This window comes from Mesorhizobium sp. P171375 (assembly GCF_057786075.1).
In genome coordinates this window covers 405,394-431,003 of sequence record NZ_JBYNWF010000001.1, presented here as the reverse complement: position 1 = coordinate 431,003, position 25,610 = coordinate 405,394, and the positions used below count along the sequence as shown (strand labels likewise).

Below are 25,610 nucleotides of genomic sequence, written 5' to 3'. Positions count from 1 at the left end.
GATATGCTGGACTATAGTACCTAACTGGCGACGAAACTGCTCTAGATCGTAGAGGGGACGACCTCCATGCAGCTCGTTGAATTCCTGGCGCCACATTTTCAATTTGTCTCTGACCCCACCGCCTGGGTCGCGTTGCTGACGCTGATCGTGCTCGAGGTCGTGCTCGGCATCGACAATTTGATCTTCATCTCGATCCTGACCAACAAATTACCGGAAGCGCAGCGCGCCCGCGCCCGCCGTCTCGGCATCTCGGCGGCGCTGGTCATGCGGCTGGTGCTGCTTGCCACCATCTCGATCATCGTCCAGCTGACGACGCCGGTGTTCACCGCTTTCGGCCACGGCTTTTCCTGGCGCGACCTGATCCTGATCGCCGGCGGCCTGTTCCTGGTGTGGAAGGCGACCAAGGAAATTCATCACACGGTCGACCCGGAAGACCACAAGGACACGATGATGGGCGAGACACTACAGATCTCGCTTGCCGGCGCCATCTTCCAGATCTTGCTGCTCGACCTCGTCTTCTCGATCGATTCCATCATCACCGCCGTCGGCATGACCGACGAGATCGCCATCATGTATATCGCCGTGATCGTGGCGGTGAGCGTGATGATGCTGGCGGCCGGGCCGCTGGCCAATTTCATCGCCAAGAACCCGAGCATTGTCATGCTGGCGCTGGGCTTCCTGCTGATGATCGGCATGACGCTGATCGCCGACGGCATGGGCTACCATGTGCCCAAGGGCTACATTTACGCCGCGATGGGTTTTTCGGCCTTGGTCGAAGGCCTCAACATGCTGGCGCGGCGGCGCAGGAAATCCGGTGGTGGGCATTGAAGCTGCTCGCCGGGGCGCTGTGAACGCGGTGTCTGGACGAATTGAGCCGATTTATCTATAAGCCGGCCATTCCGACAGAGAACGCCGTAAGCCTTCGCAGGCATGCGAGAGACGTTCCGAATTTAAATTCGAGCATTTGCGGGAAGGCCGGGTATCGTCGCCTCGCTTCGCGATGCTCTAGCCGAAGACGACAGGGGTGCCATGGCTGGCCATTCACAGTTCAAGAACATCATGCACCGCAAGGGCCGCCAGGACGCGGTGCGGTCGAAAATGTTTTCCAAGCTGGCGCGCGAAATCACCGTCGCCGCCAAGAGCGGGACGCCGGATCCGTCGATGAACCCGCGCCTGCGCCTAGCCATCCAAAACGCCAAGGCGGTGTCGATGCCGAAGGACAATATCCAGCGCGCCATCAACAAGGCGTCGATGGGCGATGCCGAGAATTACGAAGCGGTGCGCTACGAAGGCTATGGGCCGGGCGGCGTGGCGCTGATCGTCGAGGCGCTGACCGACAACCGCAACCGTTCGGCCTCGAACGTACGTGCCGCCTTCACCAAGGCCGGCGGGGCGCTCGGCGAAACCGGCTCGGTGTCGTTCATGTGGAACCGCGCCGGCGAAATCTACTATCCGGCCTCCGTCGGCAGCGCCGACAAGGTCATGGATGCGGCGATCGAGGCCGGCGCCGATGACGTGGAATCGGACGAGGAAGGCCACACCATCTATTGCGCCTTCGAGAGCATGGGCGAAGTGTCGAAGGCGCTGGAAGCCTCGCTCGGCGAGGCCGAATCGGTGAAGCCGATCTGGCAGCCGCAGAACAATGTTCCGGTCGACGAAGAACGCGCCCAGTCGCTGATGAAGCTGGTCGCGACGCTCGAGGACGATGACGACGTGCAGAGCGTCTACGCCAATTTCGAGGTCGACGACGAGACAATGGCCAAGCTCAGCGCGGCGTGATCGAAACTCGGACATGAGCCAGCTGCCCACCATCCGCATCACCTATTGCACGCAGTGCCAGTGGCTGTTGCGCGCCGGCTGGATGGCGCAGGAACTGCTCTCGACCTTCGGCACGGATCTGGGCGAAGTGACGCTGGTGCCGGGCACCGGCGGCATCTTCACCATTTCCTGCAACGATCAGCTGGTCTGGGATCGCAAGCGCGACGGGGGTTTCCCGGAAGCAGCAAAACTCAAGCAACTGGTTCGCGATGTGATCGATCCGGACCGCGATCTCGGCCACTCCGATCGCAAGGGTCACACCTCAAAGGACCCCACGCAAAAAGACCCCGCCTGAGCGAGGTCTTTTGCATTTGCAAAGTGCCATCTTCACAGCAATGCGAAGATGAAGCAGGCCATCGACACGATGGCGGTGATGGTGCGGACGTGGTTCCACATCACCCATTGGTTCAGATGGTTCGCCCACACGGCGGCGCCATTGGCGCTGGCTGGGTCGACGGCGGCAAGCGCATCGTTGAGCGGCACATTGAAGACCATGGTCACGATCGGGTTGCCGATCAGATAGATCACCGCGCCGGCAAGCAACCAGTACGAGCCGGACTGGCTCCAGCCCATGATGGCGGCGGCGATAAGCACCAGGCAGAGCAGGCCGGTGCCGAACAGCGCCGCCATGAAGGTCGGGGTGATCACCGTGATGTTGATCGAATTCATCGCCGCAATGCCTTGAGGGACGGGCAGCCGGGCAAGCGCCGCCATGACGAAGTTGGAAAAGGCGAAGAACACGCCGCCGACGACGCCCGAACCGATTGCGGCAATGATGGTGAGGGTGGGAAGAAGCTTGATCATCTCAGTTGCTCCACACGCCGGTTGCGGCGGTTTCATGTGCGTAGGCGGAAAAGTCTTTCGGCGCACGGCCGAGCACACGCTGGACGCCATCGGTCAGCGTCTCGTTGCGGCCGTCAAGCACTTCGGTGAACAGCTCGTTGAGCAGCCAGGCGAATTCGGGCGGCAAGTCATGCGCCGCGACAGAGGTGGTGAATTCGTCATGCGAGACCTTGACGTAACGGATGTCGCGCCCGGCCGCCTTGGCGATCTCGGCGACCGCGTCGGCGAAGCTCAGCAGCCGCGGCCCGGTCAGCTCATAGAGCTGGCCGACATGGCCCGGCTCGGTCAGCGCAACGAAGGCGGCATCGGCGATGTCGTCGGCATCGATGAAGGGCTCACCGACAGTACCGACAGGCAGGGCAACTTCGCCCGCGAGCAAAGACTCGATGAGAAAGCCTTCGCTGAAGTTCTGCGAAAACCAGGCACAGCGCAGGATCGTCCAGTCGGCGCCCGAGGCTTTGACCATCTCTTCGGCGCGCTGGGCCTCCGTCTCGCCGCGTCCGGAGAGCAGCACCAGGCGGGTGATGCCGCTGGCCACTGCAAGCCTGGCGAAGGCGTCGACGGTCTCGGCCGCGCCCGGCACGGCGATGTCGGGATAGTAGCTGATGTAGACGGCACGCACGCCTTGCAGGGCCGGCCCCCAGGTCGCCGGAACCTCCCAATCGAAGCGTGGGCTGCCGGAGCGCGAGCCGATGCGCACGGGAACGCCCTGTACGGTCAGCCGCTCGGCGAGGCGACGGCCGGTCTTGCCGGTGCCGCCGAGGATCAGGATTGGTTTGGTGTCAGTCATTGTGGTTTTTCCTCTGTTAATATGAGTAATCCTCACATTTGCAAAACGTGATAAACCCTCGTATTTTGCGAGTCAAGCCGTTGTTGGCAATTTTCTCGAGACCGGAGACAGTCATGGAAGACACAGCAGCGCCCGCATCTGCCCAGGAGCAGGTCGCATCGCCGCGGCGGGCGCCGACGCAGCAACGCAGCCGCGAGCGGGTCGAACGGATGCTGGCCGCAGCCTCTGCTTTGATTGCCCAACAAGGCAGCGACGCCATGCGCATGGGCGAGGTGGCAGAACGGGCCGGGGTGTCGATCGGTTCGCTCTACCAGTTCTTTCCCGACAAGCGGGCGATCGTCTGGGCGCTGGCCGAGCGTTACACCGCCGAAAGCCAGGCCTGCATCTCCTCGGCACTCAAGGATGTCACCGACGCCGAAGGCCTGCGGCAGGCGTTTTCGGAGCTGGTCGATATCTACTACCGGCTGTTCCTGGCCGAGCCGGTGATGCGCGACATATGGTCGGGTACCCAGGCCGACAAGGCGCTGCGCCAGCTCGAACTCGCCGACAGCCGCGCCAATGCCGAATTCCTGACCGCGGTCCTCAAGCGGCTGCAACCCGGCGCCGATCCGGTCGCACTGGAGACGACGGCGTTTCTGGTCTGGCAGATGGGCGAGGCCGCAGTGCGGCTGGCGATCTCGGTCGACCGGCAGGAGGGCGACAGGCTGGTGGCCGCCTACAAGCGCATGGCGCTACGGGAGTTATTGGAAGGGTAGTGACGACCCGAGCTTGGGCTTGTACGGCAGCGCTGGCGATTGGCGAAACCATAGGCGAGAGCGCCCCTCTCCCCGTCACTATACGGGGAGAGGATGCCGGCAGGCAGGTGAGGGGCAGCGCTGACCTATGATTTGACGTCGCTTCGTCGCAAACCGTCACTGAATTTCTCAGGCCGGCTATTTTGCTGATGATCAAACTTGCCAATGCTGGCACTGCCCCTTGTGTCTCTAGAATCATGCAGGATTGGGCTGGCGGGTGATCCGGATCACGACCGGATCACCCGCTGCGACGGAAGCCCGTATACCCCTTGGTATAAGCCCGTGGATGAGCAAGGAGCTCCGCCGCATCTTCCATAGCCCGAACGGTTGCAAGGGATTCGACCCCGCACCAGCAAGGAAGGGATCAGAAGATGACACAAATTGCGCTTCATGTCGGCATCGATGTAGCCAAGGATCGGCTGGACATAGCCATTCTGGAAACAGGGGAGTTGTTCACGCTCGACAATGACGAAGCCGGTCATGCGGCCTTGATCGAGCGGCTGTCGGGTAGCGCGATCGACACGATCGGTCTCGAGGCGAGCGGCGGCTATGAACGGGCCGCGCTCAAGGCGCTATGGCGGGAGGGCCTTCCGGTGCGTCGCATCAACCCGCACAGGCTGCGCCAGTTCGCACGGGCAGCCGGCATCAACGCCAAGAATGATCGCATCGATGCACGTCTGATCGCTCGCTTCCTGGCGACACTGCCGGTCCACCCGACCGATCTCGACCCTCGCCTTGAGCTGGTGACCGAACTGGTCACGGCACGGCGCCAGCTCCACGCCGAACTCGGCCGCGTCAACAACCAGCTTGAGCATGTGCGCGATACGGCTCTCCAGCGCCTGGCCAAGCGGCGTGCGACCCGGCTCCATGCCGATATCCTGCTGCTCGACAAACGGATCGCACAGGCGATCGCGGGCGACCGCAGCTTGGCACATCGCGACCGCCTGCTGCGTTCCGCACCCAGCGTCGGCCCGGTTTTAAGTGCCACTCTGATTGCGCTGCTACCCGAACTGGGTCGCTTGTCCAATCGGCAGATCGCCGCTTTGGTCGGGCTTGCTCCCTATGACCACGACAGTGGCAAGCTCAAAGGCAAGCGATCCATCTGGGGCGGCCGAGAGTCCGTCCGCAACGTCCTCTACATGGCTGCGCTCAGCGCCGGAGTGCATAATCCCGTCTTCGCCACCTTCCGCCGGCGCCTGCGTGAAAACGGCAAGCTGGCAAAGGTCGCCATCGTCGCCGTCATGCGAAAGCTCATCACAACCCTCAACGCCATGGTCCGAGACAACAAACCCTGGAGCCCAGCTTCAATCTGAAACACGGTTGCTCATCCGCCTGCCGGCACCTTCTCCCCGTATAGTGACGGGGAGAAGGGGGCTGTGGCCAATAAAAAACCCGCCTTTGGGGGCGGGTTCTTTAAATTATTCTGCAGGGCTTGTCCGGCTTAGAGGCCGAAACCTTCGAAGCGCTTCTTGAACTTCGACAGGCGACCACCGCGGTCGAGCAGGGTCTGCTGGCCGCCGGTCCAGGCCGGGTGCGTGGTCGGATCGATATCGAGGTTCATCGTATCGCCTTCCTTGCCCCAGGTCGAACGGGTCATGTATTCAGTGCCATCGGTCATGACGACCTTGATGGTGTGGTAATCGGGATGGATGTCGGCCTTCATTGTCGTGCTTCCTGGCTTGTGGCGCTGCCGACGGGCCCGTGGCCTGCGTCGATGCGCCCCTTTTTAAAACTCGAAGCCGCAGCTATTGAAAGGCCACGGCTTCTAAAACGGTCGGCGAGCCTATACATCAGCCGGAATTGAATCACAAGGCCGCGGCAGGCGCATATTGAAAGCGCCCACCTGGAAGCGGCCAGAGGAAACGGTCATGGCGGATATCAGCGGCGGACAGGACGAGCGCAGACGCTCGCTCGGACCGCTCAGGCGCCTCTCTCCCTACATCGCCCGCTACCGCAAATTGGTCATCGGCGCCGTCATCTCGCTGGCCATCGCGGCGGCGACGACGCTCACCCTGCCGCTCGCCGTGCGGCGCATGATCGACCACGGTTTCAGCGCGTCCAGCACCACCTTCATCGCCGAATATTTCGCGGCCCTGGTGGCGATGGCAGCCATTCTGGCGGCGGCATCGGCCGGCCGCTATTATTTCGTCATCACGCTCGGTGAACGGGTCGTCGCCGACATCCGCAGCGATGTGTTTTCGCATGTCACGACGCTGTCGCCATCCTTTTTCGACACCGCGCAGTCGGGTGAGATCGTCTCGCGGCTCGCGGCCGATACGACGCAGGTGAAATCCGCCGTCGGCGCCACCGCCTCGGTGGCGCTGCGCAATGTCATCCTCGGCCTCGGCGCGGTGGCGATGATGGTCGTCACCAGCCCGAAACTGTCCGGCCTGGTCATCGCGGCCATTCCAGTGATCGTGCTGCCGCTGGTCGCCTTCGGCCGTTCGGTCCGGCGCCGGTCGCGGCAGGCGCAGGACACGCTGGCGCAAGCCACCGCCTATGCCAGCGAGCAGATCGGCGCGGTGCGCACGCTGCAGGCCTTCACCAACGAGACGCTGGTCACCGGGCGGTTCTCGGCCGCAGTGGAAGCCGCGTTCCAGGCGGCGCGCTCGTCGATTTTCGCCCGCTCATTCCTCACCTTCTTTGCCATCTTCATGATCTTTTCCTCGGTCGTGGCGGTGCTGTGGTTCGGTTCGCGCGACGTACTTGCCGGCACGATGTCGCCCGGCACGCTCGGCCAGTTCCTGCTTTATTCGGTGTTTGCCGCTGGCGCGCTCGGCGCGCTGTCAGAAGTGTGGGGCGAGCTCTCCCAGGCGGCGGGTGCTGCCGAACGGCTGACCGAGATCCTGGACGAGACGCCGGCGATCCTGGCGCCTGCCAAGCCATTGCCGCTGCCGGCCAAGGCGAAAGGCGCGATCAGTTTCGACGACGTCTCCTTCTCCTATCCGGCGCGGCCCGACCGCGCCGCCGTCCATGGCTTGAGCTTCCAGGTGAAGCCGGGCGAGACGGTGGCGATCGTCGGCCCCTCGGGCGCCGGAAAAAGCACTGTCTTTTCGCTGATCCTGCGTTTTTACGACCCCGAGGCCGGCCGCATCGCCATCGACGGTGTCGACGTGCGCGAGGCCGATCCGGCCGATGTCCGGGAGCGCATCGCCATCGTGCCGCAGGATGTCACCATCTTTGCCGCAAGCGCACGCGACAATATCGGCTTTGGCCGGCCGGGTGCGTCAAATGCCGAGATCGAGGCAGCCGCCAGGAATGCGCTGGCCGACGAGTTCATCCTCAGGCTCGACAAGGGCTATGATGCCCAAGTCGGCGAGCGCGGCGTGACCTTGTCCGGCGGCCAGCGCCAGCGCGTGGCGATCGCCCGGGCCATCCTGCGTGACGCGCCGATCCTGTTGCTCGACGAGGCGACCTCGGCGCTCGATGCCGAAAGCGAAACACTGGTGCAGACGGCTCTGGAACGGTTGATGCAGGGCCGCACCACCATCGTCATCGCCCACCGTCTTGCAACGGTGCTGAAGGCCGACCGCATCCTGGTCATGGATGGCGGCCGCATCGTCGAGGAAGGCACGCATCAGAGCCTGGTTGCCAAGGGCGGTATCTACGCGCGGCTGGCCAAGCTGCAGTTCGAAACCGGAGCCAGCGCGTTCAGGGGTGCCGCGGAGTAGGTGCTGCGGCGCAAATTGAGTTCAGCCGCGGGCAGGCTGGCGCCGGCCACGCCGGACAGCGATGAATACCGGGACGCCGACGAACAAGGTCAACAGGAACATGCTGGCGATGACCTGTCGCTGTTGCGTGTCCGGATCGCTGACCTTCACTTCGGCGGGCGGCGGATCGATGTAGGTAAAGTCATACTGCCACTGAACGTCCTTTGAGATGTCCTCGACGGATTTGAGATAATCCGCAATCGCCGTGGCAGGAACTTCCGTCGCCAGTGTCAGCAAATTCCATTCCACCCGGAATTCGGTTGCCGTGTTGCTCCACGACGTCTTCAGCGACACATATGGTGTCGCGATGTTCTTTATTTCCTCGCCGGAAAACCTCGCCTTGAGGTTGCGCACCGTCACGCTGTGGCGACGGTAATACGGAGTGCCGAGCGATATCGGGCCGCGACGGCCGACGATGGTCGGGGCCGGGAGATAGTTGCCGAGATCCGCCGCCTGGATAGGGAAATTCTTGGCAAGATCGTTGGCCGCCAGCGCCTGCGCCGGCAATGAATAGCTTTCTTTAACGCTGACGACGTTGCCGTCGCGTTGATCCAGGATTTCCAGCTTTGCGACGCTTTGAATGCCCGGATACTGCTTGCTGTAATATTTCAGATAGTTGTCCGACAGCTCGGTCAGCGACTGGCCAGCCAGCCTGTTGCGCATCGAGTCGGCGTCGGCGCCTTCGTACATGGAAAAGACCGTCAGCGACAAAGGATCGCCCGGCTTCTCGGGAAAGTCGAATTCTTCGGCGACCTGGATCGACGGGCTGGTCAGTTCCGGGGTCGGCATCTTCTCCAATCCGCCGGTGCTGGAAAGCGGCAGTGCGAACCCATAATCGGCCTGCGCAAGGTTGTATGCCTTGCCGCCCTGAAGGTCGTTGGTGGCATCCAGCCAGTATGTCTGGCTTCCGATCTTCGCCTTGACGATGGCGTGGTCGAAATCGCGCAGCGCCGGCAGGTGCTGGTCGAGAGCCCGCCCATGGTCGAGATCGGCCAGGGCGACTTCGGCAGAAATGCCAAGTCGCACAAGCGACGAGGCAAGCAGCAGTGCCTTGTCCTTGCAATCGCCAAACCCGCTTTGCAGGACAGTCGCCGGATCGCGTGGAATGTAGGATCCTGCACCGATCGACAGGCTGACATAACGGATCTGGTCCTGCACCAGCCGCGTCGCGTGGATCATCCGGTCTTCGGCCACGGGATGCTTGACGGCGATGTCGTCGAGCCTGGCTGCGAAGTCGGCGGGAAAATCGGTCACCGGCCTGTAGTGGGGCGCAATGGCGTCGACGACGCTTTGCCAGTCTGCGGTCGAGGCCACGTCGACGGAGCCCCAGGCCGGATATTGCACCGGCAGGTTGTCCTCGACCTTGACCGGTTTCGGATTGCGGATCTCCCACAAATAGACTGTGTCCGATCCCGACGACGAGATTCCTGGCTTGAGTTCCGTTCCTCTTGCCTTGATCTGAAGCGGCTGACTGGCGGGCCAGGTGATGTTTGCGCGGATGAGTGCCACCGGCTCTTCCCACTCGGTCGCAAAGCTGAAAAAGAAAAGATCCTTGCCGACGAGCGGCGTGATTTCGTAGGTCGTCGCATAGTCGACAATGTCGCCGACACGCACATCTTCGACGTTGACATGGGCCGTCAGCCAGCCGTCGTACAGGCCTTTCTCGGCATCCTTCTCCTGCCTGAAAATATCGAATTTCGTGCTTGCCAGCCGGTCGATCACGGCGCCATCGCGGATGATGTGCAGATGGTTCAAGGTGACTTTGTGCCGCGACGGATCGAACTGCAGGTTGATTCCGGCGCCCTGCTCAAGGCCGGGCCGGTCGACGATCTTATAGACCGTGCGGGAGTATTGGTCGTAGCCGCCGGTGCGGTGCACGATCTGGTCGTCCGAGAGCAGCCACGAGATGCCGTTCCTGATCTGGTCGGATCGGGTGGCGTCAGCCGAGGGAACGTCGATCAGCCTGGTCCAGGCCGGCGCTGGTCCGATAAGGACGACGTCGTCGGACAGGGCGGGAGAACTCAAGCTGACCAGAAACAGGGCGAAAGCAATGAGCCGCCAGTAAGATTTGATCACACAAAAATCAATACAGACCGACATCCCAGTTTCGCCAGCGCCCCAAAGAGCCCCTTTTGTCAAAGGCTTTCCGGCAGAAGTAAAGACCATGCCCTATGTTTTTGGATGCCGTGCCAGCCGAAATGGCTCAAGCCCCGTATCGCTGCTGCAGGTGACGGGTGAAATGCGCGGCGTTGAGTTTCTCGCCCGTGGCGCGTTCGAGCAGTTCGGGCGTCGACCAGTGTGAGCCCTGCGACCAGATCTTGTCGCGGCGCCAGCCGTTGATGGCCTCGAAGTTTCCCTTCGCAAGGTCGTCGTCGGCGGAAGGATGCTTGCTGGTCAGGGCCGCCCACTGCTGCGCTGCCATCATGGCGCCCAGCGTATAGGACGGGAAATAGCCGAAGGCCGCACCTGGCCAATGCACGTCCTGCATCGGTCCGTCGGCCGGGTTGTCGATGGTCGACAGGCCAAGATACTCCCGCATCTTGGCGTCCCACGCCTCGGGCAGGTCGGCAACCTGCAGTCGCCCCGAGACAAGCTCCTGCTCCAACTCGTAGCGCAGGATGACATGCAGCGGGTAGGTGACCTCGTCGGCGTCGACGCGGATCAGGCCGCGCTCGACCCGGTGTACATGGGGCAGGATGTCGTCGAGCGACCAGGCTTCGCCGAGATGCTTTTCGACCACGGGCAGCGCCCAGCGCCAGAATTCGGGGTTGCGGCCGATCTGCTTCTCGACGAACAGGCTCTGGCTTTCATGCACCGCCATGCCGCGCGCCTTGCCCAGCGGCCAGTGCGCCCAGGCCTTCGGCAGGTTCTGTTCGTAGAGCGCGTGGCCGGTCTCGTGCAGCACGCCCATCAATGCCGACAGGAAATCCGAGGTCTTGTAGCGGGTGGTGATGCGCACGTCGCTCGGCACGCCGCCGCAGAAAGGATGATGCGACACCGACAGCGAGCCATGGGTGAGGTCGAAGCCGACCGCCGCCATCATGGCGAGGCCAAGCTCGCGCTGCCGGTCTATCGCATAGCTGCCCGAGAGCGGCTTAAGCGGATGGCTGGCCAGCCGCGCTTCCTGCACGGCCAGCGCCTCAGGCACGAAGCCTTTCAGGAACGTCTTCAACTCAGTGAAGACCGGCGTAATGTCGGCGGCGCGGTTGCCGGGATCGTATTGCTCCATCAGCGCGTCGTAGGGATCAAGGCCGAGCGCATCGGCGCGCAGTGCGGCCTCCTCGCGGACCAGCGCGATGACACCTTCGAGTGCCGGCAGGAAGCCGGCCCAGTCGTTCTTGGCGCGCAGGTCACGCCAGAGCTGCTCGGAGCGCATGCGCGCCACCGTCTGGTGCTCGACGAACTCGACCGGCAGGCAGGTCAGGTTGGTGTATTGCCGGCGCAATTCCCGGACCGCCGCCTGCTGCTCCTCGTTCAGCACCTCCTGTTCGGCGGCAGCGAGCCAGTCGGCGATTTCCGGCGCCGTTGCCCGGGCATGCAGCATGCCGGCCAGGGAAGACATGGCTTCGGCGCGCTTCTCACCGCCACCGACGGCCATGTGGGTCGCCTCGTCGGCGCCGAGGATGGCGAGCGCATGTTCCAGCGCTTCGAGCTTGTGGCCGAGATCATCGAGTTTCTGAAAGGACATGGCAGGTTCCGCGTTTTGGACGGCGGGAAAAGATACCAATGCGCCAGGCTTGGCAACCCTGCACAAGTGTCGGTCAATGGGGGCAAGGCGGCGCAAGCTTGCACGCCGTGGCGGGCGTGCTCAATATGGCCCGACGGCGTGATGCCGCCTGGGGGAGAAAGACATGATCGCCAACATACTGGTCGGGCTGGTGGCGCTGATCCACTGCTACATCGTCTATCTGGAGATGGTGGCGTGGGACACGCCACGTGGCCACAAGGCGTTCAACCTCAAGCCGGACTTTGCCAGTGCCTCGAAAGTGCTTGCCGCCAATCAGGGGCTCTACAACGGCTTCCTTGCCGCCGGGCTGATCTGGGGCCTTTATCTCGGCGCGGACGGATTCCAGATCAAGGTGTTCTTCCTGCTTTGCGTCGCCACCGCCGGGCTCTATGGCGCGGCGACCGCCAGCAGGAAGATCCTGTATATCCAGACCGTGCCAGCGGTGGTTGCGCTCGTCGCGCTCTTGCTCGGCTGGTAAAAAGACGCCCCCGGACCAGATCCCGCGGGCGTCAGACTGTCCCGTCCCCATTCTTTGGATATCCGAGGATATCGCAGCGGGTTCTCAGCCGTTCGGATAATTGCCGCCGTCGGAACCGTCACCGATCATGAAGCCACTACCGGTATCGGACATCAGAGCTTGATCGACATTGTCGAGCCGGCGCAGCAGGTCGTGATATTGCGCGGCCGGGATCCGGCCATGATCCGAGCCAGCGACCCGTTCGGCGGCCTGGCTGATATGCGCCGCGCGCAGATGCAGCCGATGCGCTTCGGCCGATGTGATCGCGTTGGCCTGCCTGGCATCAGTGATGCCCTGGTCGATGCCCTGTATCTGCTCGATCAGGCCAGTCACGCGCGGACCGGTCATGTCGGTCGGGTCGCTGGCGTCGAGGGCGCCCTTGTGATGATGTCCGGCGGCATAGGCGCCGGCGAGCGGAACGGCGATCAGAAGTGTCGTAAGGGCTGCAGTCCTGAGAGTCTTCAAAGAACGCATGATGTGCGTCTCCTCCTGCTTTGGAAGGGGTAAGCGCTTTCGCTCCGCCTTCCCGACGCGGGCCGTCGGGTTCCGTCGCGTCGCGATGGGAGGCATCGCCGGCGGTTCTCGGCCCTGCGCGGCAAATTAGGAGCCCAGAAACGTGAAGTGTAATTAAAAAAAGATAATGTTTTCAGGCCTTGCCGAGGCTGCCTTGCGCCCTAGAGTTGAGACGTCGAACAAATTCGCGTGACCAACAATCAACGTTCGGTGAGCTTCAGTTCAATGCGGCGGTTCTTGTTGCGGGCCTCTTCGGTGTCGGCGGGGTCGAGCGGCTGAAATTCGCCGAAGCCGGCGGCGACCAGCCGATTGGCGGGCACACCATTCTCGATCAGGAACTTGACCACCGACGTCGAGCGCGCCGTCGACAACTCCCAATTGTCGCGGTAGCGGCCGGTGCCCGACAGCGGCTTGTTGTCGGTGTGGCCGTCGACGCGCAGCACCCAGTTGATCTCCGGCGGAATTTCCTTTTGCAGTTCGATGATGGCGTCGGCGAGCTTCTTCATCTCGACTTTGCCGGCATCGTTGATCACTTCGGAGCCGGTCGGAAACAGCACCTCCGACTGGAAGACGAAGCGGTCACCGACGATGCGGATGTTCTCGCGGTCGGCGAGGATTTCGCGCAACCGGCCGAAGAAGTCCGAGCGGTAGCGGTTCAGTTCCTGCACGCGCTGCGCCAGCGCGACGTTCAGCCGACGGCCGAGATCGGCGATCTTGGTGTTGGAATCGCGGTCGCGGGTTTCAGAGACGTTGAGGGCGTCCTCGAGCGCGCCGATCTGCTTGCGCAACGCCGCGATCTGCTGGTTGAGGATCTCGACCTGGCTCAGCGCCTGCTGGCTGATCTGGCGCTGGTTGTCGAGTTCGCCGCCCAGTTGAGCCGCACGCTGGTTGGCGGCGTCGCCGGCACCCGCACCTTGCGCCAGCAATTGCTCCAGCCGGCTCTTCTCGGCTTCCGCCGCCGACAGCGAGGCCTGCAGATTGGCCAGCGAATCGTCCTTGTCCTGCGCGCTCGATCGCTCCAGCGCCAGCAACTGCGTCAGTTCGTTGATCTGCGAGTTGAGGCGCGAGAGCACGGTGTCTTTGCCGGAGAGTTCGCGGCCGAGCAGGAACTGCGCCAGCACGAAGACGGTGAGCAGGAACATGATGGCGAGCAACAGCGTCGACAGTGCGTCGACGAAGCCCGGCCAATAATCGATGCGGCGGTCGGTGCGACGGCCCCTGGCGAGCGCCATGCTAGTGCACCCCGGGCTTCTTCAGCGCGTCGGCGATCTTTTCCAGCGTGTTGCGCATCGCCTTCTGCTCGTCCGACTGGGCTTCGACCCAGTCGCGCATGATCTGCTGCTCGGAGCGCATGTTCTTGACCAGGCCGGAAATGCCGTCGGCGAGATTGGCCATCGCGGTGGCGACGCGCGGATTGGAGCCGCCGCCGTTTTCCTGCATGCTGCGCAGCCGCTCCGACAAAAGGCGGATCTCGTCGGAAGGCTCGTTCTTGGCCGGATCGGCAACGACGATGTCGGAGGAGAGATCGGTGACCGAGGACAGCCAGTTTTCAAGCTCGGTGTAGAAGCGGGTCTGAGCGCGGCCGGCCTGCAGGTCGAGGAAGCCGAGCACCAGCGAACCGGAAAGGCCGAACAGCGAGGACGAGAAGGCCGTGCCCATGCCGGCCAGCGGCGCCGACAGGCCCTGTTTCAACGATTCGAGCACGGCGGCGGCGTCGCCGGTGCCGGGATCGAGCGATTCGATGGTCTCGCGGATCGAGCCGATGGTGTTCAAAAGACCCCAGAAGGTGCCGAGCAGGCCGAGGAACACCAGCAGGCCGACGAGGTAGCGCGAGGTGTCGCGGCTTTCGTCGAGGCGGGTGGCGATCGAATCCAGCATGGTGCGCATCGAGGAGGTCGAGAAGGCAACGGTCGATGAACGGCCGATCATCGCCTTCATTGGCGCCAGCAGCACCGGTTCGGTGGTTTCGGAGCCGGCGCGGAAGGAATTGACCCAGCGCACTTCGCGAAACAGCCGTCCGACCTGGGCGAAGGCCAGCAGGATGCCGACCGCCAGCACACCGATGATAAGGCCGTTGAGGCCGGGATTGGTGGTGAAGGCGCTGGAGATCTGGCGGGTGAGGATGGCGGCGATGAAGGCGACGATGAACAGGAAGATGACCATGGTCAGGAGGAAGACCTGTGGGCTCGACAGCTTGTGCGGATCGTACATCAGGACATCAGAGCGCCTGCCCACGCCGAAAGATCTGAGAAAAGCCATCCGTGCCCCGTTTCCGATGCTCTTTATTTGCCTTGACGCAATTCCGAACGGGAAACCGCTCACACTTTCCCGGAATTACTCCACTGCCGCCGATCACGTAATTCGCGACTCTAAACGGAATTGTGACCAAATTGAATGGCGCTTGGCAATATTGCCCGACAGATCGGGCCGCGCTCCGCCTTTCAGAGGCGGTTGATAACCAGGCAGTCGACCATGGCGGCAAGATGCAGCCCGGCACCGGTGATGACGAAGCCATGCCAGACGGCATTGTGGAAGCGCAGCCCCTTCCAGGCGAAGAAGATGACGCCGCAGGAATAGACGATGCCGCCGGCGACGATCAGCGCGATCGACGTTGTCGGCAATGTCTCGATCAGCGGCTTGACCAGAACGATGCCGCTCCAGCCGATGGCGAGATAGAAGACGATGGCCAGGCGGTCGAAGCGGCCGGGCAGAAATACTTTAATGGCGATACCGGTCACAGCTGCCGTCCAGACTAGGACAATCATCGGCAGCGCCAACGGCGAGCCGTCGAGCTGGGTCAGAAAGGGCGTGTAGGTAGCGGCGATCAGTAGGTAGATCGCTGCATGGTCGAAGCGCCGCAAGATCCATTTTGCCGGCGATGTCACCGGCCACAGATTGTAGGTGAGCGACACCGACAGCACGGTCAGCAGCGATACCACATAGAAGGCTACGGCGATGTATTCGCCCGGACCGGCATGGAAAGCGGCCAGCGCCAGCAAGGTCGAGCCCGCCGCTATCGCCAGCACGATACCGACCGCGTGCACAACGCCGTCGGCGATCATCTCCGCACGCGAATACTGCCAGCGCCCGACAAAGGGGATATCGATTGGCGTTTCTGGCGGGGATAGTGGCGGCATGCGCGAAGGTCCTTCGTCCCCCCTTTATCTGGGCGGTCGCCGGGCAGTATTTCAAGCTTTGGTTGCGGTTTTGCGACTGCGGCGCTTCAGCGCGCCGAGATCGGCTTCTTCACCGCCTTGAGCAGCGCGCGCTGGATGACCTCGTTGCCGGCAACGACCGAGCCGGCGTTGAGCATGTCCTGGCCGCCATCCATGTCGGAGATGAAGCCGCCGGCTTCGCGGACCAAGAGCAGACCGGCGGCAATGTCCCAGGCCGACAGGCCGGTTTCCCAGAAGCCGTCCATGCGGCCAGCGGCGACATAGGCGAGATCGAGCGCGGCCGAACCCAGGCGGCGCACGCCGGAGACCTCGGCCATCACATTGCGCAGCTCGACCAGGAAATTGCCGTGCTGGCCGCGGCCGAGATGCGGGATGCCGCAGCCGATCACGCAGTCGGTGAGCTTGATACGGCCGGCAACGCGCAGCCGGCGATCGTTCATGAAAGCGCCGCCGCCGCGCTCGGCGGTGTAGAGCTCGTCCATCGCCGGATTGTAGATGACGGCGGCGACGAGCTGACCCTGGCGCTCCAGCGCGATCGAGATGGAAAAGATCGGAATGCCATGCAGGAAATTGGTGGTGCCGTCGAGCGGGTCGACGATCCAGCGGTGCTGGTCGTCGTCGCCTTCGACCGCGCCGCGCTCTTCCATCAGGAAGGCATAGCCCGGCCGCGCCTTCGATAGTTCGGCAAACAGGATGTCCTCAGCCTTGCGGTCGGCCTGGCTGACATAGTCGCCTGGCCCCTTCATCGACACCTGCAGGTTCTGCACCTCGCCGAAGTCGCGCGACAGCGAGCGGCCGGCCTTCATGGCGGCCTGGACCATGACATTGAGAAGTGCTGAGCGTGCCATCGTGTTTCTTCCTGCTGCTGCGCCTTAAGATCAGTCTGCGCGGCGCATGTAGGTGAGCTCGTTGGTGTCGACGACGATGCGTTCGCCGGCGCCGATGAATGGCGGGACCAGCACGCGAATGCCGTTTTCCAGCACCGCCGGCTTATAGGAAGACGCAGCCGTCTGGCCCTTCACCACCGGATCGGCCTCGGTGATGGTCAGCGTCACCTGGTCGGGCAGCGAAATGCCGATCGGCCGGTCCTCATAAAGTTGGACGGTCACCATCATGCCGTCCTGCAGGAAAGCGGCGCGATCGCCGACGAAATCCTTCGCCAGTTCGAGCTGCTCGTAGCTCTGGGTGTCCATGAACACCAGCGCGTCGTCCTGTGCGTAGAGGAAGGAAAAATCCTTCAGGTCGAGCCGGATCTGCTCGACGGTCTCAGCCGAACGGAAGCGTTCGTTGAGCTTGGTGCCGTTGATCAGGTTCTTCAGTTCGACCTGGTTGTAGGCGCCGCCCTTGCCGGGCTTGACGGTGTTGGTCTTGACCGCCACCCAGAGGCCGCCATCGTGCTCGATGACATAGCCGGGACGGATTTCGTTGCCATTGATCTTGGCCATGATGATGTTGATCCGGGAATGAGATGGTCGCTGGACAAGCGATTTCGGGCTCCCAAGACCACAAATCACCCGAAGAGGCAAGGGAGCGGGCAGGTCGGCGCCGACCGGAAGGCATCGATACGCGCACGTCGGGCACCGGATACGGCGCCGACGCAGGCACGATCAGCCCGGCTGATTGACAACCGAGCCGACCGCGTCGGCGATGGCCTGGGCGACCTTCGCCAGCCGATGGATGTGCGGCGAGCGCAGGGCGACAACTTGCATGGACAGGTCGAGGCTCTTCGTCTCCACAAGTGTCACGCCCTGCGGCAGCTGCTTGCCGAAAAGGCGCATTGGCATCAGGCCAACACCATGGCCGCGGCGCACCCATTCCAGCTGCATGGTCGGGTCCTGGATTTCGGCGGCAATGGATAGTCTGCGGCCGTCATCGCCAAGAGCGGCAAGCAAAAGCTGGCGCGCATCGCACGGCGCCGGGCTCAAGATCCAGGCAGCATTTTTGAGGTCGGGTATCTGCCGCGCCTGCTCGTTCGTCACGATGCCGAGACGTTCGATGCCGATGCAGGCATCGCCGTCATCGTTGCCGCCTGCGCGCAGCACGATGGCAAGGTCGATCTGCCCGCGGTCGAACTGATCGACAAGTTCGGCGCTCCAGCCGGTCTTGAGCCGCAACGACACTTTCGGGAACATCGCCGCAGCATTGGCAATGGCCTCCGCCACGCCCCGGTCAGAAAGGCCATGGGCGAGGCCAAGGCGAAGCAGGCCTTCCGGCTCGGTCTTCCCGGCAAAGGATTTCAGTGCCTCCACGGAAGCGAGAATGTCGCGGCCGCGCGCCAGCACTTCCAGACCCACCGGGGTCAGTCGAGGCGGCTTTTGCCGGCGGTCGAGCAGCGTCGTGCCAAGCATGTCCTCCAGCCGCTGGATCTGCCTTGTCACGGCCGGCTGCGTCAGCGGCAGGCGCCGGGCGACTTTCTGGATCGAGCCTTCCTCGGCAAACAGGGCGAGCGTGCGCAGTTCCTCAAGCATCACCGCAACCATGTTCTGCAAGCATAATCATGTTGAACATTATGAATTTGAAATCCATCGCCTGACAAGCGATTTCCTTTCAAGGAAAGGACGACGAAAATGAAGGCAATCGAACTGCAGAGCCCCGGCGGCGTCGACAATCTCAAAATGGTCGAACGGCCAATGCCGGAACCCGGCCGTCAGGAGATGATCATCAGGGTCAAGGCGACGGCCCTCAACTACCGCGATGTCGAGATCGCGCGCGGCAGCTATCACACGACATTCCCCTTGCCGCTGGTACCGCTTTCCGACGGCGTCGGCGAGGTCGTTGCGCTTGGCTCCGAGGTCAGCCGCTTCAAGGTCGGCGACCGGGTCTGCGGCACGTTCTGGCAGCGCTGGGTCGGCGGCAGCTTCGCCATCGCCGAACCTTCCTACCAGCGCGGCGGTCCGATCGACGGTTTGCTGAGCGAATTCGCCCGGCTGGACGAACAGGCGGCTGTCATCGTCCCGGCGCATCTCAGCGACGCCGAGGCGGCGACATTGCCTTGCGCTGGCGTGACCGCCTGGCATGCGCTGTTCACGGAAGGCAAGCTCAAGGCAGGCGAAACCGTGCTCAGCCTCGGCACCGGCGGCGTGTCGCTGTTTGCCGTGCAGTTCGCAAGGGCCGCCGGAGCGCGCATCATTGTTACGTCGAGCAGCGATGAGAAACTTACCCGGGCGAAAGAGCTAGGCGCGCATGACGGCGTCAACTACCGCGACAATCCGGACTGGTCGTCGGCCGTGCTGGCGCTGACCGATGGCCGGGGCGCCGATCACATCATCGAAGTCGGCGGTCCGCAAAGTTTCGCGCAGTCGCTGAAGGCGTCGGCGCGCGGCGCCCAGATCAATGTCATCGGCTATCTCGGTGGCAGTGAAGGAGCGATCAATCCGCTCGACATCTTCCACCGCCAGGTGAAAGCACGCGGCATTCCGGTCGGCTCGCGCGAATCCTTCGAGGCCATGAATCGGGCGCTTGCCGTCAACCGGCTGCGGCCGGCAATCGACCGGGTCTTTCCCTGGGCAGAGGCGAAAGAAGCCTTTCGGCATCTCGAACACGGCTCGCCCTTCGGCAAGGTCGTGCTCGATCATGTCGGGTGACATCGCCCGTCAAGGCAGGCGGTTTGCCTTCTGCAAGGCCTGCTTGGTCTGGTCGTCGGTCAGCCCTTGCAGGAAATCGTCCATCTCCGGATCGATAAGGCCGGCGCGGCGGGCGACCACGTACCAGGCTCCAGCCAGGATCAGGTCGGGATCGGTGCCGATGCCGCCCATGTAAAGCTTTGCCAGCCGGTTCTGGGCGGCGACGTTGCCGCCTTCGGCCGCCTGCTTCATCCAGTTAAAGCCGGATTTCAGGTCGCGGACACCGCCGCGGCCCTCGATCATCCAGGCGGCAAGATCGATCTGCGCGGTGTCGTAGTTCTGCCTTGCGGCCTGCGCCAGCAGGCGGCGTGCCTGGGCATCGTCGTGCGGCTTGCCGCCGACGCCATTGGCATAGACTTGCGCCATCGCATACTGGGCGTCGGCAAGGCCGGTCGCCGCGGCGCGCTCATAATAAGGCATGGCTCTGGCAATGCCGGCATCGCCCGGATCCTGCTGCACAAGCAGCTGCGCGAAGTTGAACTGCGCCAGGCGATTGCCGGCTTCGGCGGCGGCCTGCATCAGGGCGTAGGCTCCCTTCTCGTCCTTCTTGACGTAGCGGCCGTCGAGCAGCATCAGCGCGTACTGGAACTGCGATTCCGGGATGCCCTGTTCGGCGGCCTGCGCATACCATTTGGCGGCCTCCGCCGGGTTGAGCGGCACACCCAGCCCGCGCGACAGGATCTCGGCCACCAGCGTTTGTGCCGCCGGGTCGCCATTCTGGGCCCGTACCAACGCCAGATTGTAGGCGGTCTTGTAGAGGCCGCGCTGGAAAGCGCCATAGGCCGGGTCCGCCGGCTTGGCGCCGAAACGCTCAGGATTGATGGCGTCGGCCGACGGCAGCGGCGCGGTCGTCGCAGGCTGCGGCAGCGGGGTGTCGATCGGCTTGTCGACATGAACGCCAGAACCCGTGGCGCCGGTGTTTGAGGCGCCGGCCTTTGCGGCAGCCGCATCGGGGGCCTTCGCATCCGGTGCGCTGATGTCGGGTGCGCTGGTATCAGGCCTGGGCTGCGGCAGCGGAATGGGTTCCGCCGCCATCGCCGCCCCGCTCATCAAGGCCGCAACGAAAACCGCGATAGCAAGTCCTGGTCGGCGCACGTCAGTCCTCGAAGCGCGGCGCGGTTTCGTCGAGCAGCGCATTGGCGGCAGCAATCGCCGCTTTCGGATTGGCGCCGTCGGCGAAGACAGCGCTGGACAATGCCACGAATTCGGCGCCGGTATCCGCCACCGCCTCGACCGAGGCCAGGTCCGACCCGGCCATGACGATGCAAGGGATCTGGATCATGTCGGCCCACCAGCGGCCGAGTGACAGATTGCGCGGATGCGGCTCCGGCTTGTTGTCGTAGCCGAAGCGGCCGAAGAAGATGTAGTCGGGCCTGGTTTCGCCGAGTTCCAGCGCGTCGTCGCGGGTCTTCGCGCCACCGGCGCCGACCATCATCTTGCCCTCGAAGTGTTCGATGGTCTCGGCGAGCGCGTCCTTGGAGACCTCGACATGAATGCCGTCGGCCTGGACGCGGCCGGCAATGCGGGTGTCGCCGGCGATGATGACGGCGATGCCGGCCGCCTGCGCCACGGGTACGATCTGTTCGGCAAAGGCCTGGAAGGCAGCCTCGTCCATGCCGTTTTCAGGCAGGATCAGCGAAGCGACGTCGCCGCCCTCGAAGGCAGCTGTAATGCGCTCGGCCGGTGCGTTCTTGGGCGCGATCAGCACGATGCGGCAGCGATTGGGGGGTGTTGCGTCGTTCATTGGCTTTCGATCCCGGAATTCGCCTATGCCGGGCGAAGATGGTTGCATTGCGGCATAGAGCAAAGCGCCCGCCTTGAACAGGCGGGCGAGGATCGATGCGATGGCTTGGTTTACGATCGCCGGCGAGCGGCCGGTCTGCGGCTCATTTGACGGCTTGCGGGCTTTCGGCCGGCGATTTGGCCTTCCACAAAGTCCAGCCGAGATTCATGCCGGCGGCGGCAATCAGGATGGCGGCGGCGCCGACGAGCTGGGCCGGATGCAGCCGGTGACCGAAAGCAACGACATCGACCAGGATCGCCACGACCGGATAGATGAAGGACAGCGACCCCTGCACATGCGTCGGCAGTTTCTGGATGGCGCCATACATCAATATGTACACCAGGCCGGTGTGGACGACGCCAAGTGTGACCAGCATGGCCCAGCTCCAGCTATCGGCGGGCAAATGGGCGAGGTTGGCAAAGGGCGCCAGCATGACGACGCCGACGCAGACCTGGATCAGCGCGATCAGGTGCGGCGGGGTGCCCTTCAGCTTCTTGGCGACGATGGCCGCGACGGCCCAGAAGAAGGCAGCACCCAGCGCCATGCCGATGCCGGTGACATAATCGCTGCCGACGATGCCGGAACCCGCATCGGGCCCTGTCTGCACGATCAACAGCATGCCGGCGAAGGCGATGCCGAGCCAGGTCAGCTTGGTCAGGGTCAGCCGCTCGCCGAAGAACAGCGCGCCGAAGCCGACCAGCATAAAGGGCTGGGTGTTGTAGACCGCCGTGGCGATCGAGATCGAGGCTCGCGAGAAGGCGCTGAACAGCAACAGCCAGTTGATGACGATGGCCGCGCCGCCGAGCGCGGCGATGGCAACGATGCGCAGCGTCAGCTTGCCGCGCAGCAGCCCGAGTGCTGCGCAGGTGATGAGCAGCGCCACCGCACCGAAGGCGCAACGCCAGAACACCACGTCCATGACGGGCTGGCCCGACATGACAACGAACCAGCCGATGGTGCCGATGATTGTCATCGCCGCCGTCATTTCGATCGTGCCGCGCACCGTGCTGTCCATGACAATACCTCTGATATCTCTTGAGGCGAGATAATCTCATGCGATCCCGAGGGTTTATATGACTTCTGAAAGGTGATATGTGGTCGCAACCTAATTTACTAAGGCGATCTCTGCCTTTTGCGAGGAAATGAAAAATGCTGGACGAGCTGGACAGAAAGCTTCTCGATATCCTGGTCAAGGATTCCCGGACCTCATTGAAGGATCTGGCGCAGCAGGTCGGGCTGTCGTCGCCCAGCGTGTCCGAGCGGCTGCGGCGGCTCGAGGAGCGCGGGGTCATCCGCGCCTTCACTGTCGAGATCGACCCGGAGGCGCTGGGCTATCCGCTGCAGGCGATCGTGCGTATCCGGCCATTGCCGGGCAAGTTGCATATCGTGCAGCAGCTGATCGAGGAGATCCCCGAGTTCGGCGAATGCGACAAGGTCACCGGCGACGATTGTTTCGTGGCGCGACTTTATGTGCGTTCGATGAGCGAGCTCGACAAGCTGCTCGACCGCATCGCCGACAAGGCCGAAACCAGCACCGCCATCATCAAGGCGCAGCCGATCCGGCGCCGCCCGCCGCCGATGGGAAATGCTTAGAGTTCCAGCTTGTAGCCGATGTGGCTGGCCTTGAAGCCGAGCCGGTCATAGAAGCGGTGCGCGTCGTGGCGGCTCTTGTTGGTGGTCAGTTGGACAATTTTGCAGCCGCGTGCACGGCATTGTTCGACCGCCCATTCCAGCAGGCGCTGTCCCAGCCTTTCACCGCGCCGGTCGGCGGCGACGCGGACAGCCTCGATCTGGCCGCGCCAGGCGCCCTGCAGCGACAGGCCGGCAAGATAGCTGATCTGCAGCGTGCCGATGACGCGGCCGCCGTCCGTCATCACGGCCAGAAGCAGGTTGGGGTCGGCGTTCACAGCCGCAAAGGCGTCGCGATAGGCTTTGGCCAGCGGTTCGCTTGCGTCTTCGCGGCTGCGGCCGAGCGGATCGTCGGCAAGCATGGCGACGATGGCCGGCAGGTCAATTTCCTCGGCGCGGCGGATCTGGACTTCGCTCATTCTCGAAACCTCATGCGGGGACGGTGCCTTATGCATCGACGGCAATCGTGCCGCAAATCCGACGCCGGTGCCTTACGCACAATTGATCGCCACAGCCGGCATTTTCATGGTCGCGGTGCACGGGTTTCTGGGCTATTGCAGCGCCAGTCTTCCCTCCAGCCTCCCTCACTTCATGTCAGGTCTGCTCGCCGATCCGTGGTTCTATGCCGCCGCCATTCCGGCGGTGATCCTTGTCGGCCTGTCGAAGGGCGGCTTCGGCGGCGCTGTCGGCTTTGTCGGCGTGCCTTTGATGGCGCTGGCCATGCCGCCGGTGCAGGCGGCCGCCATCCTGCTGCCGATCCTGTGCCTGATGGACATCGTTTCGGTGTGGACGTGGTGGGGCGTCCATGACCGCAAGATGCTGGTCGACATGATGCCTGGTGCGGTGATCGGCATAGGGCTGGGCTGGCTGACGGCAGCGCTCGTCACCGAAGAGATGGTGCGGCTGATCGTCGGTGCCGTCGCGCTCATCTTCGTGCTGCGCTGGCTCTATCTGCAGTTCCGCCATGGTTCCGACCATGCGGCGGCGCCAAACCGCATCGCCGCCGCCTTCTGGGGCACCGTCGCCGGCTTCACCAGCTTCGTCGCCCATGTCGGCGGCCCGCCCTTCCAGGTCTATGCGCTGCCGATCCGGCTCGATCCGAAAGTGCTGTCGGGGACATCGGCGATTTTCTTTGCCGCCACGAACGCGCTGAAGCTGATCCCTTATTTCGCGCTCGGCCAGTTCGACACCGCCAATCTGACGGCGTCCGCCGTGCTGATGCCGCTGGCACCGCTGGCCACCATTGCCGGCGCCTGGCTGGTACGGCGCATGCGGCCGGAGATCTTTTATCCCTTCACCTACGCGACCGTGGCCGTGGTCGCGGTCAAGCTGCTGTGGGACGGGATCGCCGGCCAGCTGTAAAGCAGCGCGAGGCGGCCGTACGGTCGCCTACATATTCTCGGTGTTAGATAGCGCTCGGCACGAGACGGCGACTGCCGCCAAAGGCCAGTGCGGCGCCGGCGATGACGACCAAAATCATGCCGGCGAGAATGCCGATGTCGTGCTCGGTCGGTTTGAGCACCATGTCCGCGACCACGACCAGCATCACTGCATAGTCGAAGCGTGCCACGCTCATCATGCGCTGGCCCATGGCAAGGACAGCAGGTGACATTCCCTCCTTGGCGACCACCGCTCCCATGCGCTCGCCGATTGGTTTGAAGACGAACATGCCGATCGAAAAGGTCGTGGCATAGCCGACGAGACCGATGACAATCCACAAATCTGCGAATCCCACCCAGAAGCTGCACATGATCAGGCCGAAGATCAGCGTCAGCATCGACATCGGTGCGAAAAACCTGCCGCCCAGTTGTCCGCTGCCACGGATCGCCTGCAGCTTTTCCTCGATGTTGCCGGCGCGCTCGGCAAGCATGCCGAGCAGGAACAGCACGAACCCACCTCCGACCCACAAAATGGCTGTGACGACGTGGAGGAATTTGACGATCGAATACCAGTCCATAGGTTGCTCCTGGGCAGTTCCGGTGGGTTGCGGCGGCACGGATCTGTGCGCGACGGTGTGAGGAACGGGCGTTTAGCGCAACGCGTGTTTCGGAACGATGTCGCGTCGGCGCTCCAGTCTGTTACCGCGGTTTGATCATTCATTTTGGTGGCAAGCCGCGGCGACGGGCGGCTGTCATGGCAAAAGAGGACAGGTTCTGCGGCATGATCCTGAAACGTCCCGAGATTAAGCCGCTCGCGACCGACGTTCCATTCTGGCCGCGCGCGATCGAACCAAGTCTGCGGCAATCAACGAGGGCATCCCATGCAAGGCGTAGCACGAAATTTCTTCACCCTGGCCGTCATCTACGCGCTGTGCGGCATGGCTTTGGGCCTGCACATGGCGATCACCAATGACCATGGCAGATGCCGACCCACGCACACACCATGGTGGCGGGCTGGCTGATGTCGGCGGTGTTCGCTTTCTTCTATCATTTGTTCCCGGCCATCGGGCAAAAGACGATTGCCGTCATCCATTTCTGGCTGACGGCAGTCAGCGGCATCGCGCTGATGATCGGGCTCTATTTTGAACTTGCGGGCCATCCGGAGATCGAGCCGGTACTGGCCTCTTCCTCGATCGGTTTTTATGCGGGAATGCTGTTGTTCGCCTTCATTTCCTTGCCGGCGATCTGGAAGAAGGCTGGAGCAAGCTGACGATCAGGTTCTGAGGGCCGTTGTGCTGATACGGCACA

Annotated in this window: 27 protein-coding genes and 1 pseudogene; 11 read left to right on the top strand and 17 right to left on the bottom strand. The window is 63.2% G+C overall.

The features are described from left to right. Positions 1–66: 66 nt before the first annotated feature. The 3 genes from ACYHH6_RS02180 to ACYHH6_RS02170 all read left to right on the top strand — a co-directional run bounded on the left by ACYHH6_RS02180 (position 67) and on the right by ACYHH6_RS02170 (position 2,113). On the top strand, positions 67–828 hold the full coding sequence (locus tag ACYHH6_RS02180) for a TerC family protein (RefSeq protein ID WP_352592587.1): 762 nt from the start codon (positions 67–69) through the stop codon (positions 826–828). 201 nt (positions 829–1,029) lie between these two features. After that, on the top strand, positions 1,030–1,779 hold the full coding sequence (locus tag ACYHH6_RS02175) for a YebC/PmpR family DNA-binding transcriptional regulator (RefSeq protein WP_112559692.1): 750 nt from the start codon (positions 1,030–1,032) through the stop codon (positions 1,777–1,779). A gap of 13 nt (positions 1,780–1,792) precedes the next feature. After that, the gene (locus ACYHH6_RS02170; protein WP_352592584.1) at positions 1,793–2,113 is read left to right on the top strand and encodes an Rdx family protein; all 321 of its coding nucleotides are present in this window, start codon (positions 1,793–1,795) and stop codon (positions 2,111–2,113) included. Positions 2,114–2,145: 32 nt separating this feature from the next. Here the strand turns inward: ACYHH6_RS02170 and ACYHH6_RS02165 are convergent, their stop codons facing one another. Together ACYHH6_RS02165 and ACYHH6_RS02160 are read right to left on the bottom strand one after the other, a co-directional pair. Beyond that, complete coding sequence (locus ACYHH6_RS02165; RefSeq protein WP_352592581.1) at positions 2,146–2,622, bottom strand: anthrone oxygenase family protein; 477 nt, start codon at positions 2,620–2,622, stop codon at positions 2,146–2,148. A gap of 1 nt (position 2,623) precedes the next feature. Further along, positions 2,624–3,451 carry an NAD(P)H-binding protein gene (locus ACYHH6_RS02160; RefSeq protein WP_352592578.1) on the bottom strand — a complete coding sequence of 276 codons (828 nt, stop codon included), beginning with the start codon at positions 3,449–3,451 and terminating at the stop codon, positions 2,624–2,626. Positions 3,452–3,564: 113 nt separating this feature from the next. Between ACYHH6_RS02160 and ACYHH6_RS02155 the strand changes: the two genes are divergently transcribed. Further along, positions 3,565–4,206 (top strand): TetR/AcrR family transcriptional regulator, encoded by a 642-nt coding sequence (locus ACYHH6_RS02155; RefSeq protein ID WP_352592575.1) that lies wholly within the window; start codon positions 3,565–3,567, stop codon positions 4,204–4,206. Positions 4,207–4,616: 410 nt separating this feature from the next. Continuing rightward, the gene (locus tag ACYHH6_RS02150) at positions 4,617–5,558 is read left to right on the top strand and encodes an IS110 family RNA-guided transposase (RefSeq protein ID WP_352593346.1); all 942 of its coding nucleotides are present in this window, start codon (positions 4,617–4,619) and stop codon (positions 5,556–5,558) included. A gap of 128 nt (positions 5,559–5,686) precedes the next feature. Here ACYHH6_RS02150 and rpmE read toward each other — a convergent pair whose 3' ends face one another. After that, positions 5,687–5,908 carry a 50S ribosomal protein L31 gene (gene rpmE, locus ACYHH6_RS02145; protein WP_112559687.1) on the bottom strand — a complete coding sequence of 74 codons (222 nt, stop codon included), beginning with the start codon at positions 5,906–5,908 and terminating at the stop codon, positions 5,687–5,689. A 205-nt stretch (positions 5,909–6,113) separates the two neighbouring features. Between rpmE and ACYHH6_RS02140 the strand changes: the two genes are divergently transcribed. Further along, positions 6,114–7,916, top strand: coding sequence for an ABC transporter transmembrane domain-containing protein (locus ACYHH6_RS02140; RefSeq protein WP_352590099.1), 1,803 nt, complete (start codon positions 6,114–6,116; stop codon positions 7,914–7,916). A 21-nt stretch (positions 7,917–7,937) separates the two neighbouring features. Here the strand turns inward: ACYHH6_RS02140 and ACYHH6_RS02135 are convergent, their stop codons facing one another. Then, complete coding sequence (locus ACYHH6_RS02135; RefSeq protein WP_352590096.1) at positions 7,938–10,031, bottom strand: DUF3857 domain-containing protein; 2,094 nt, start codon at positions 10,029–10,031, stop codon at positions 7,938–7,940. Positions 10,032–10,158: 127 nt separating this feature from the next. Further along, entirely contained in the window at positions 10,159–11,643 is a 1,485-nt protein-coding gene (locus ACYHH6_RS02130; RefSeq protein ID WP_352590093.1) for a carboxypeptidase M32, read from the bottom strand. Positions 11,644–11,806: 163 nt separating this feature from the next. Between ACYHH6_RS02130 and ACYHH6_RS02125 the strand changes: the two genes are divergently transcribed. Further along, positions 11,807–12,160 (top strand): DUF1304 domain-containing protein, encoded by a 354-nt coding sequence (locus ACYHH6_RS02125; RefSeq protein ID WP_352590090.1) that lies wholly within the window; start codon positions 11,807–11,809, stop codon positions 12,158–12,160. Between the two features lie 84 nt (positions 12,161–12,244). Here the strand turns inward: ACYHH6_RS02125 and ACYHH6_RS02120 are convergent, their stop codons facing one another. From ACYHH6_RS02120 to ACYHH6_RS02090, 7 genes are all read right to left on the bottom strand, one after another. Then, a complete protein-coding gene (locus ACYHH6_RS02120; RefSeq protein ID WP_352590087.1) occupies positions 12,245–12,673 on the bottom strand; it encodes a hypothetical protein in 429 nt (142 codons plus the stop codon). A gap of 239 nt (positions 12,674–12,912) precedes the next feature. Next, complete coding sequence (locus ACYHH6_RS02115; RefSeq protein ID WP_352590084.1) at positions 12,913–13,944, bottom strand: peptidoglycan -binding protein; 1,032 nt, start codon at positions 13,942–13,944, stop codon at positions 12,913–12,915. Position 13,945: 1 nt separating this feature from the next. Next, positions 13,946–14,971: a MotA/TolQ/ExbB proton channel family protein gene (locus ACYHH6_RS02110; RefSeq protein WP_352590081.1), complete on the bottom strand. Its 1,026-nt coding sequence runs from the start codon at positions 14,969–14,971 to the stop codon at positions 13,946–13,948. 182 nt (positions 14,972–15,153) lie between these two features. Continuing rightward, positions 15,154–15,849, bottom strand: coding sequence for a PAQR family membrane homeostasis protein TrhA (gene trhA / locus ACYHH6_RS02105; RefSeq protein WP_352590078.1), 696 nt, complete (start codon positions 15,847–15,849; stop codon positions 15,154–15,156). Between the two features lie 86 nt (positions 15,850–15,935). Then, positions 15,936–16,736, bottom strand: a complete 801-nt coding sequence (locus ACYHH6_RS02100; RefSeq protein WP_352590075.1) for an inositol monophosphatase family protein — start codon at positions 16,734–16,736, stop codon at positions 15,936–15,938. Positions 16,737–16,766: 30 nt separating this feature from the next. Beyond that, positions 16,767–17,333, bottom strand: a complete 567-nt coding sequence (gene efp, locus ACYHH6_RS02095) for an elongation factor P (protein ID WP_112559678.1) — start codon at positions 17,331–17,333, stop codon at positions 16,767–16,769. A 162-nt stretch (positions 17,334–17,495) separates the two neighbouring features. Continuing rightward, positions 17,496–18,368 carry a LysR family transcriptional regulator gene (locus ACYHH6_RS02090; RefSeq protein WP_352590117.1) on the bottom strand — a complete coding sequence of 291 codons (873 nt, stop codon included), beginning with the start codon at positions 18,366–18,368 and terminating at the stop codon, positions 17,496–17,498. Positions 18,369–18,455: 87 nt separating this feature from the next. Here ACYHH6_RS02090 and ACYHH6_RS02085 point away from each other — a divergent pair, with 87 nt between their 5' ends. Continuing rightward, entirely contained in the window at positions 18,456–19,472 is a 1,017-nt protein-coding gene (locus ACYHH6_RS02085; RefSeq protein ID WP_352590072.1) for a zinc-dependent alcohol dehydrogenase family protein, read from the top strand. Between the two features lie 9 nt (positions 19,473–19,481). Here the strand turns inward: ACYHH6_RS02085 and ACYHH6_RS02080 are convergent, their stop codons facing one another. The 3 genes from ACYHH6_RS02080 to ACYHH6_RS02070 form a co-directional block, all read right to left on the bottom strand. Beyond that, a complete protein-coding gene (locus tag ACYHH6_RS02080; RefSeq protein WP_352590070.1) occupies positions 19,482–20,546 on the bottom strand; it encodes a tetratricopeptide repeat protein in 1,065 nt (354 codons plus the stop codon). Between the two features lie 61 nt (positions 20,547–20,607). After that, on the bottom strand, positions 20,608–21,255 hold the full coding sequence (locus tag ACYHH6_RS02075) for a thiamine phosphate synthase (protein WP_352590068.1): 648 nt from the start codon (positions 21,253–21,255) through the stop codon (positions 20,608–20,610). A 142-nt stretch (positions 21,256–21,397) separates the two neighbouring features. After that, positions 21,398–22,309 (bottom strand): DMT family transporter, encoded by a 912-nt coding sequence (locus tag ACYHH6_RS02070; RefSeq protein ID WP_352590066.1) that lies wholly within the window; start codon positions 22,307–22,309, stop codon positions 21,398–21,400. A gap of 134 nt (positions 22,310–22,443) precedes the next feature. On the opposite strand from ACYHH6_RS02070, the gene ACYHH6_RS02065 reads away from it, so the two are divergent. Beyond that, positions 22,444–22,887: an Lrp/AsnC family transcriptional regulator gene (locus ACYHH6_RS02065; RefSeq protein ID WP_352590063.1), complete on the top strand. Its 444-nt coding sequence runs from the start codon at positions 22,444–22,446 to the stop codon at positions 22,885–22,887. Here ACYHH6_RS02065 and ACYHH6_RS02060 read toward each other — a convergent pair. After that, positions 22,884–23,342 carry a GNAT family N-acetyltransferase gene (locus ACYHH6_RS02060; protein ID WP_352590060.1) on the bottom strand — a complete coding sequence of 153 codons (459 nt, stop codon included), beginning with the start codon at positions 23,340–23,342 and terminating at the stop codon, positions 22,884–22,886. The genes ACYHH6_RS02065 and ACYHH6_RS02060 overlap by 4 nt on opposite strands. Positions 23,343–23,514: 172 nt before the next feature. On the opposite strand from ACYHH6_RS02060, the gene ACYHH6_RS02055 reads away from it, so the two are divergent. Next, on the top strand, positions 23,515–24,285 hold the full coding sequence (locus tag ACYHH6_RS02055; RefSeq protein ID WP_352590114.1) for a sulfite exporter TauE/SafE family protein: 771 nt from the start codon (positions 23,515–23,517) through the stop codon (positions 24,283–24,285). 43 nt (positions 24,286–24,328) lie between these two features. On the opposite strand, the gene ACYHH6_RS02050 is transcribed toward ACYHH6_RS02055, so the two are convergent. Then, on the bottom strand, positions 24,329–24,880 hold the full coding sequence (locus ACYHH6_RS02050; protein WP_352590057.1) for a DUF2269 family protein: 552 nt from the start codon (positions 24,878–24,880) through the stop codon (positions 24,329–24,331). Positions 24,881–25,183: 303 nt separating this feature from the next. Here ACYHH6_RS02050 and ACYHH6_RS02045 point away from each other — a divergent pair. Continuing rightward, a pseudogene (locus tag ACYHH6_RS02045) lies at positions 25,184–25,572 on the top strand (hypothetical protein). Positions 25,573–25,610: the final 38 nt, after the last annotated feature.

What these genes read in the sequence shown, in the direction of transcription:
- ACYHH6_RS02110 (WP_352590081.1), bottom strand. Translation starts at nt 14,971, where the DNA reads ATGGCTTTTCTCAGATCTTTCGGCGTGGGCAGGCGCTCTGATGTCCTG.
- ACYHH6_RS02070 (WP_352590066.1), bottom strand. Translation starts at nt 22,309, where the DNA reads ATGGACAGCACGGTGCGCGGCACGATCGAAATGACGGCGGCGATGACA.
- ACYHH6_RS02180 (WP_352592587.1), top strand. Translation starts at nt 67, where the DNA reads ATGCAGCTCGTTGAATTCCTGGCGCCACATTTTCAATTTGTCTCTGAC.
- ACYHH6_RS02130 (WP_352590093.1), bottom strand. Translation starts at nt 11,643, where the DNA reads ATGTCCTTTCAGAAACTCGATGATCTCGGCCACAAGCTCGAAGCGCTG.
- ACYHH6_RS02065 (WP_352590063.1), top strand. Translation starts at nt 22,444, where the DNA reads ATGCTGGACGAGCTGGACAGAAAGCTTCTCGATATCCTGGTCAAGGAT.
- ACYHH6_RS02160 (WP_352592578.1), bottom strand. Translation starts at nt 3,451, where the DNA reads ATGACTGACACCAAACCAATCCTGATCCTCGGCGGCACCGGCAAGACC.
- ACYHH6_RS02120 (WP_352590087.1), bottom strand. Translation starts at nt 12,673, where the DNA reads ATGCGTTCTTTGAAGACTCTCAGGACTGCAGCCCTTACGACACTTCTG.
- ACYHH6_RS02100 (WP_352590075.1), bottom strand. Translation starts at nt 16,736, where the DNA reads ATGGCACGCTCAGCACTTCTCAATGTCATGGTCCAGGCCGCCATGAAG.
- ACYHH6_RS02085 (WP_352590072.1), top strand. Translation starts at nt 18,456, where the DNA reads ATGAAGGCAATCGAACTGCAGAGCCCCGGCGGCGTCGACAATCTCAAA.
- ACYHH6_RS02075 (WP_352590068.1), bottom strand. Translation starts at nt 21,255, where the DNA reads ATGAACGACGCAACACCCCCCAATCGCTGCCGCATCGTGCTGATCGCG.
- ACYHH6_RS02080 (WP_352590070.1), bottom strand. Translation starts at nt 20,546, where the DNA reads ATGGCGGCGGAACCCATTCCGCTGCCGCAGCCCAGGCCTGATACCAGC.
- ACYHH6_RS02050 (WP_352590057.1), bottom strand. Translation starts at nt 24,880, where the DNA reads ATGGACTGGTATTCGATCGTCAAATTCCTCCACGTCGTCACAGCCATT.
- ACYHH6_RS02140 (WP_352590099.1), top strand. Translation starts at nt 6,114, where the DNA reads ATGGCGGATATCAGCGGCGGACAGGACGAGCGCAGACGCTCGCTCGGA.
- ACYHH6_RS02175 (WP_112559692.1), top strand. Translation starts at nt 1,030, where the DNA reads ATGGCTGGCCATTCACAGTTCAAGAACATCATGCACCGCAAGGGCCGC.
- ACYHH6_RS02165 (WP_352592581.1), bottom strand. Translation starts at nt 2,622, where the DNA reads ATGATCAAGCTTCTTCCCACCCTCACCATCATTGCCGCAATCGGTTCG.
- ACYHH6_RS02090 (WP_352590117.1), bottom strand. Translation starts at nt 18,368, where the DNA reads ATGGTTGCGGTGATGCTTGAGGAACTGCGCACGCTCGCCCTGTTTGCC.
- ACYHH6_RS02055 (WP_352590114.1), top strand. Translation starts at nt 23,515, where the DNA reads ATGTCAGGTCTGCTCGCCGATCCGTGGTTCTATGCCGCCGCCATTCCG.
- trhA (WP_352590078.1), bottom strand. Translation starts at nt 15,849, where the DNA reads ATGCCGCCACTATCCCCGCCAGAAACGCCAATCGATATCCCCTTTGTC.
- ACYHH6_RS02150 (WP_352593346.1), top strand. Translation starts at nt 4,617, where the DNA reads ATGACACAAATTGCGCTTCATGTCGGCATCGATGTAGCCAAGGATCGG.
- ACYHH6_RS02170 (WP_352592584.1), top strand. Translation starts at nt 1,793, where the DNA reads ATGAGCCAGCTGCCCACCATCCGCATCACCTATTGCACGCAGTGCCAG.
- ACYHH6_RS02155 (WP_352592575.1), top strand. Translation starts at nt 3,565, where the DNA reads ATGGAAGACACAGCAGCGCCCGCATCTGCCCAGGAGCAGGTCGCATCG.
- ACYHH6_RS02115 (WP_352590084.1), bottom strand. Translation starts at nt 13,944, where the DNA reads ATGGCGCTCGCCAGGGGCCGTCGCACCGACCGCCGCATCGATTATTGG.
- ACYHH6_RS02060 (WP_352590060.1), bottom strand. Translation starts at nt 23,342, where the DNA reads ATGAGCGAAGTCCAGATCCGCCGCGCCGAGGAAATTGACCTGCCGGCC.
- ACYHH6_RS02125 (WP_352590090.1), top strand. Translation starts at nt 11,807, where the DNA reads ATGATCGCCAACATACTGGTCGGGCTGGTGGCGCTGATCCACTGCTAC.
- efp (WP_112559678.1), bottom strand. Translation starts at nt 17,333, where the DNA reads ATGGCCAAGATCAATGGCAACGAAATCCGTCCCGGCTATGTCATCGAG.
- rpmE (WP_112559687.1), bottom strand. Translation starts at nt 5,908, where the DNA reads ATGAAGGCCGACATCCATCCCGATTACCACACCATCAAGGTCGTCATG.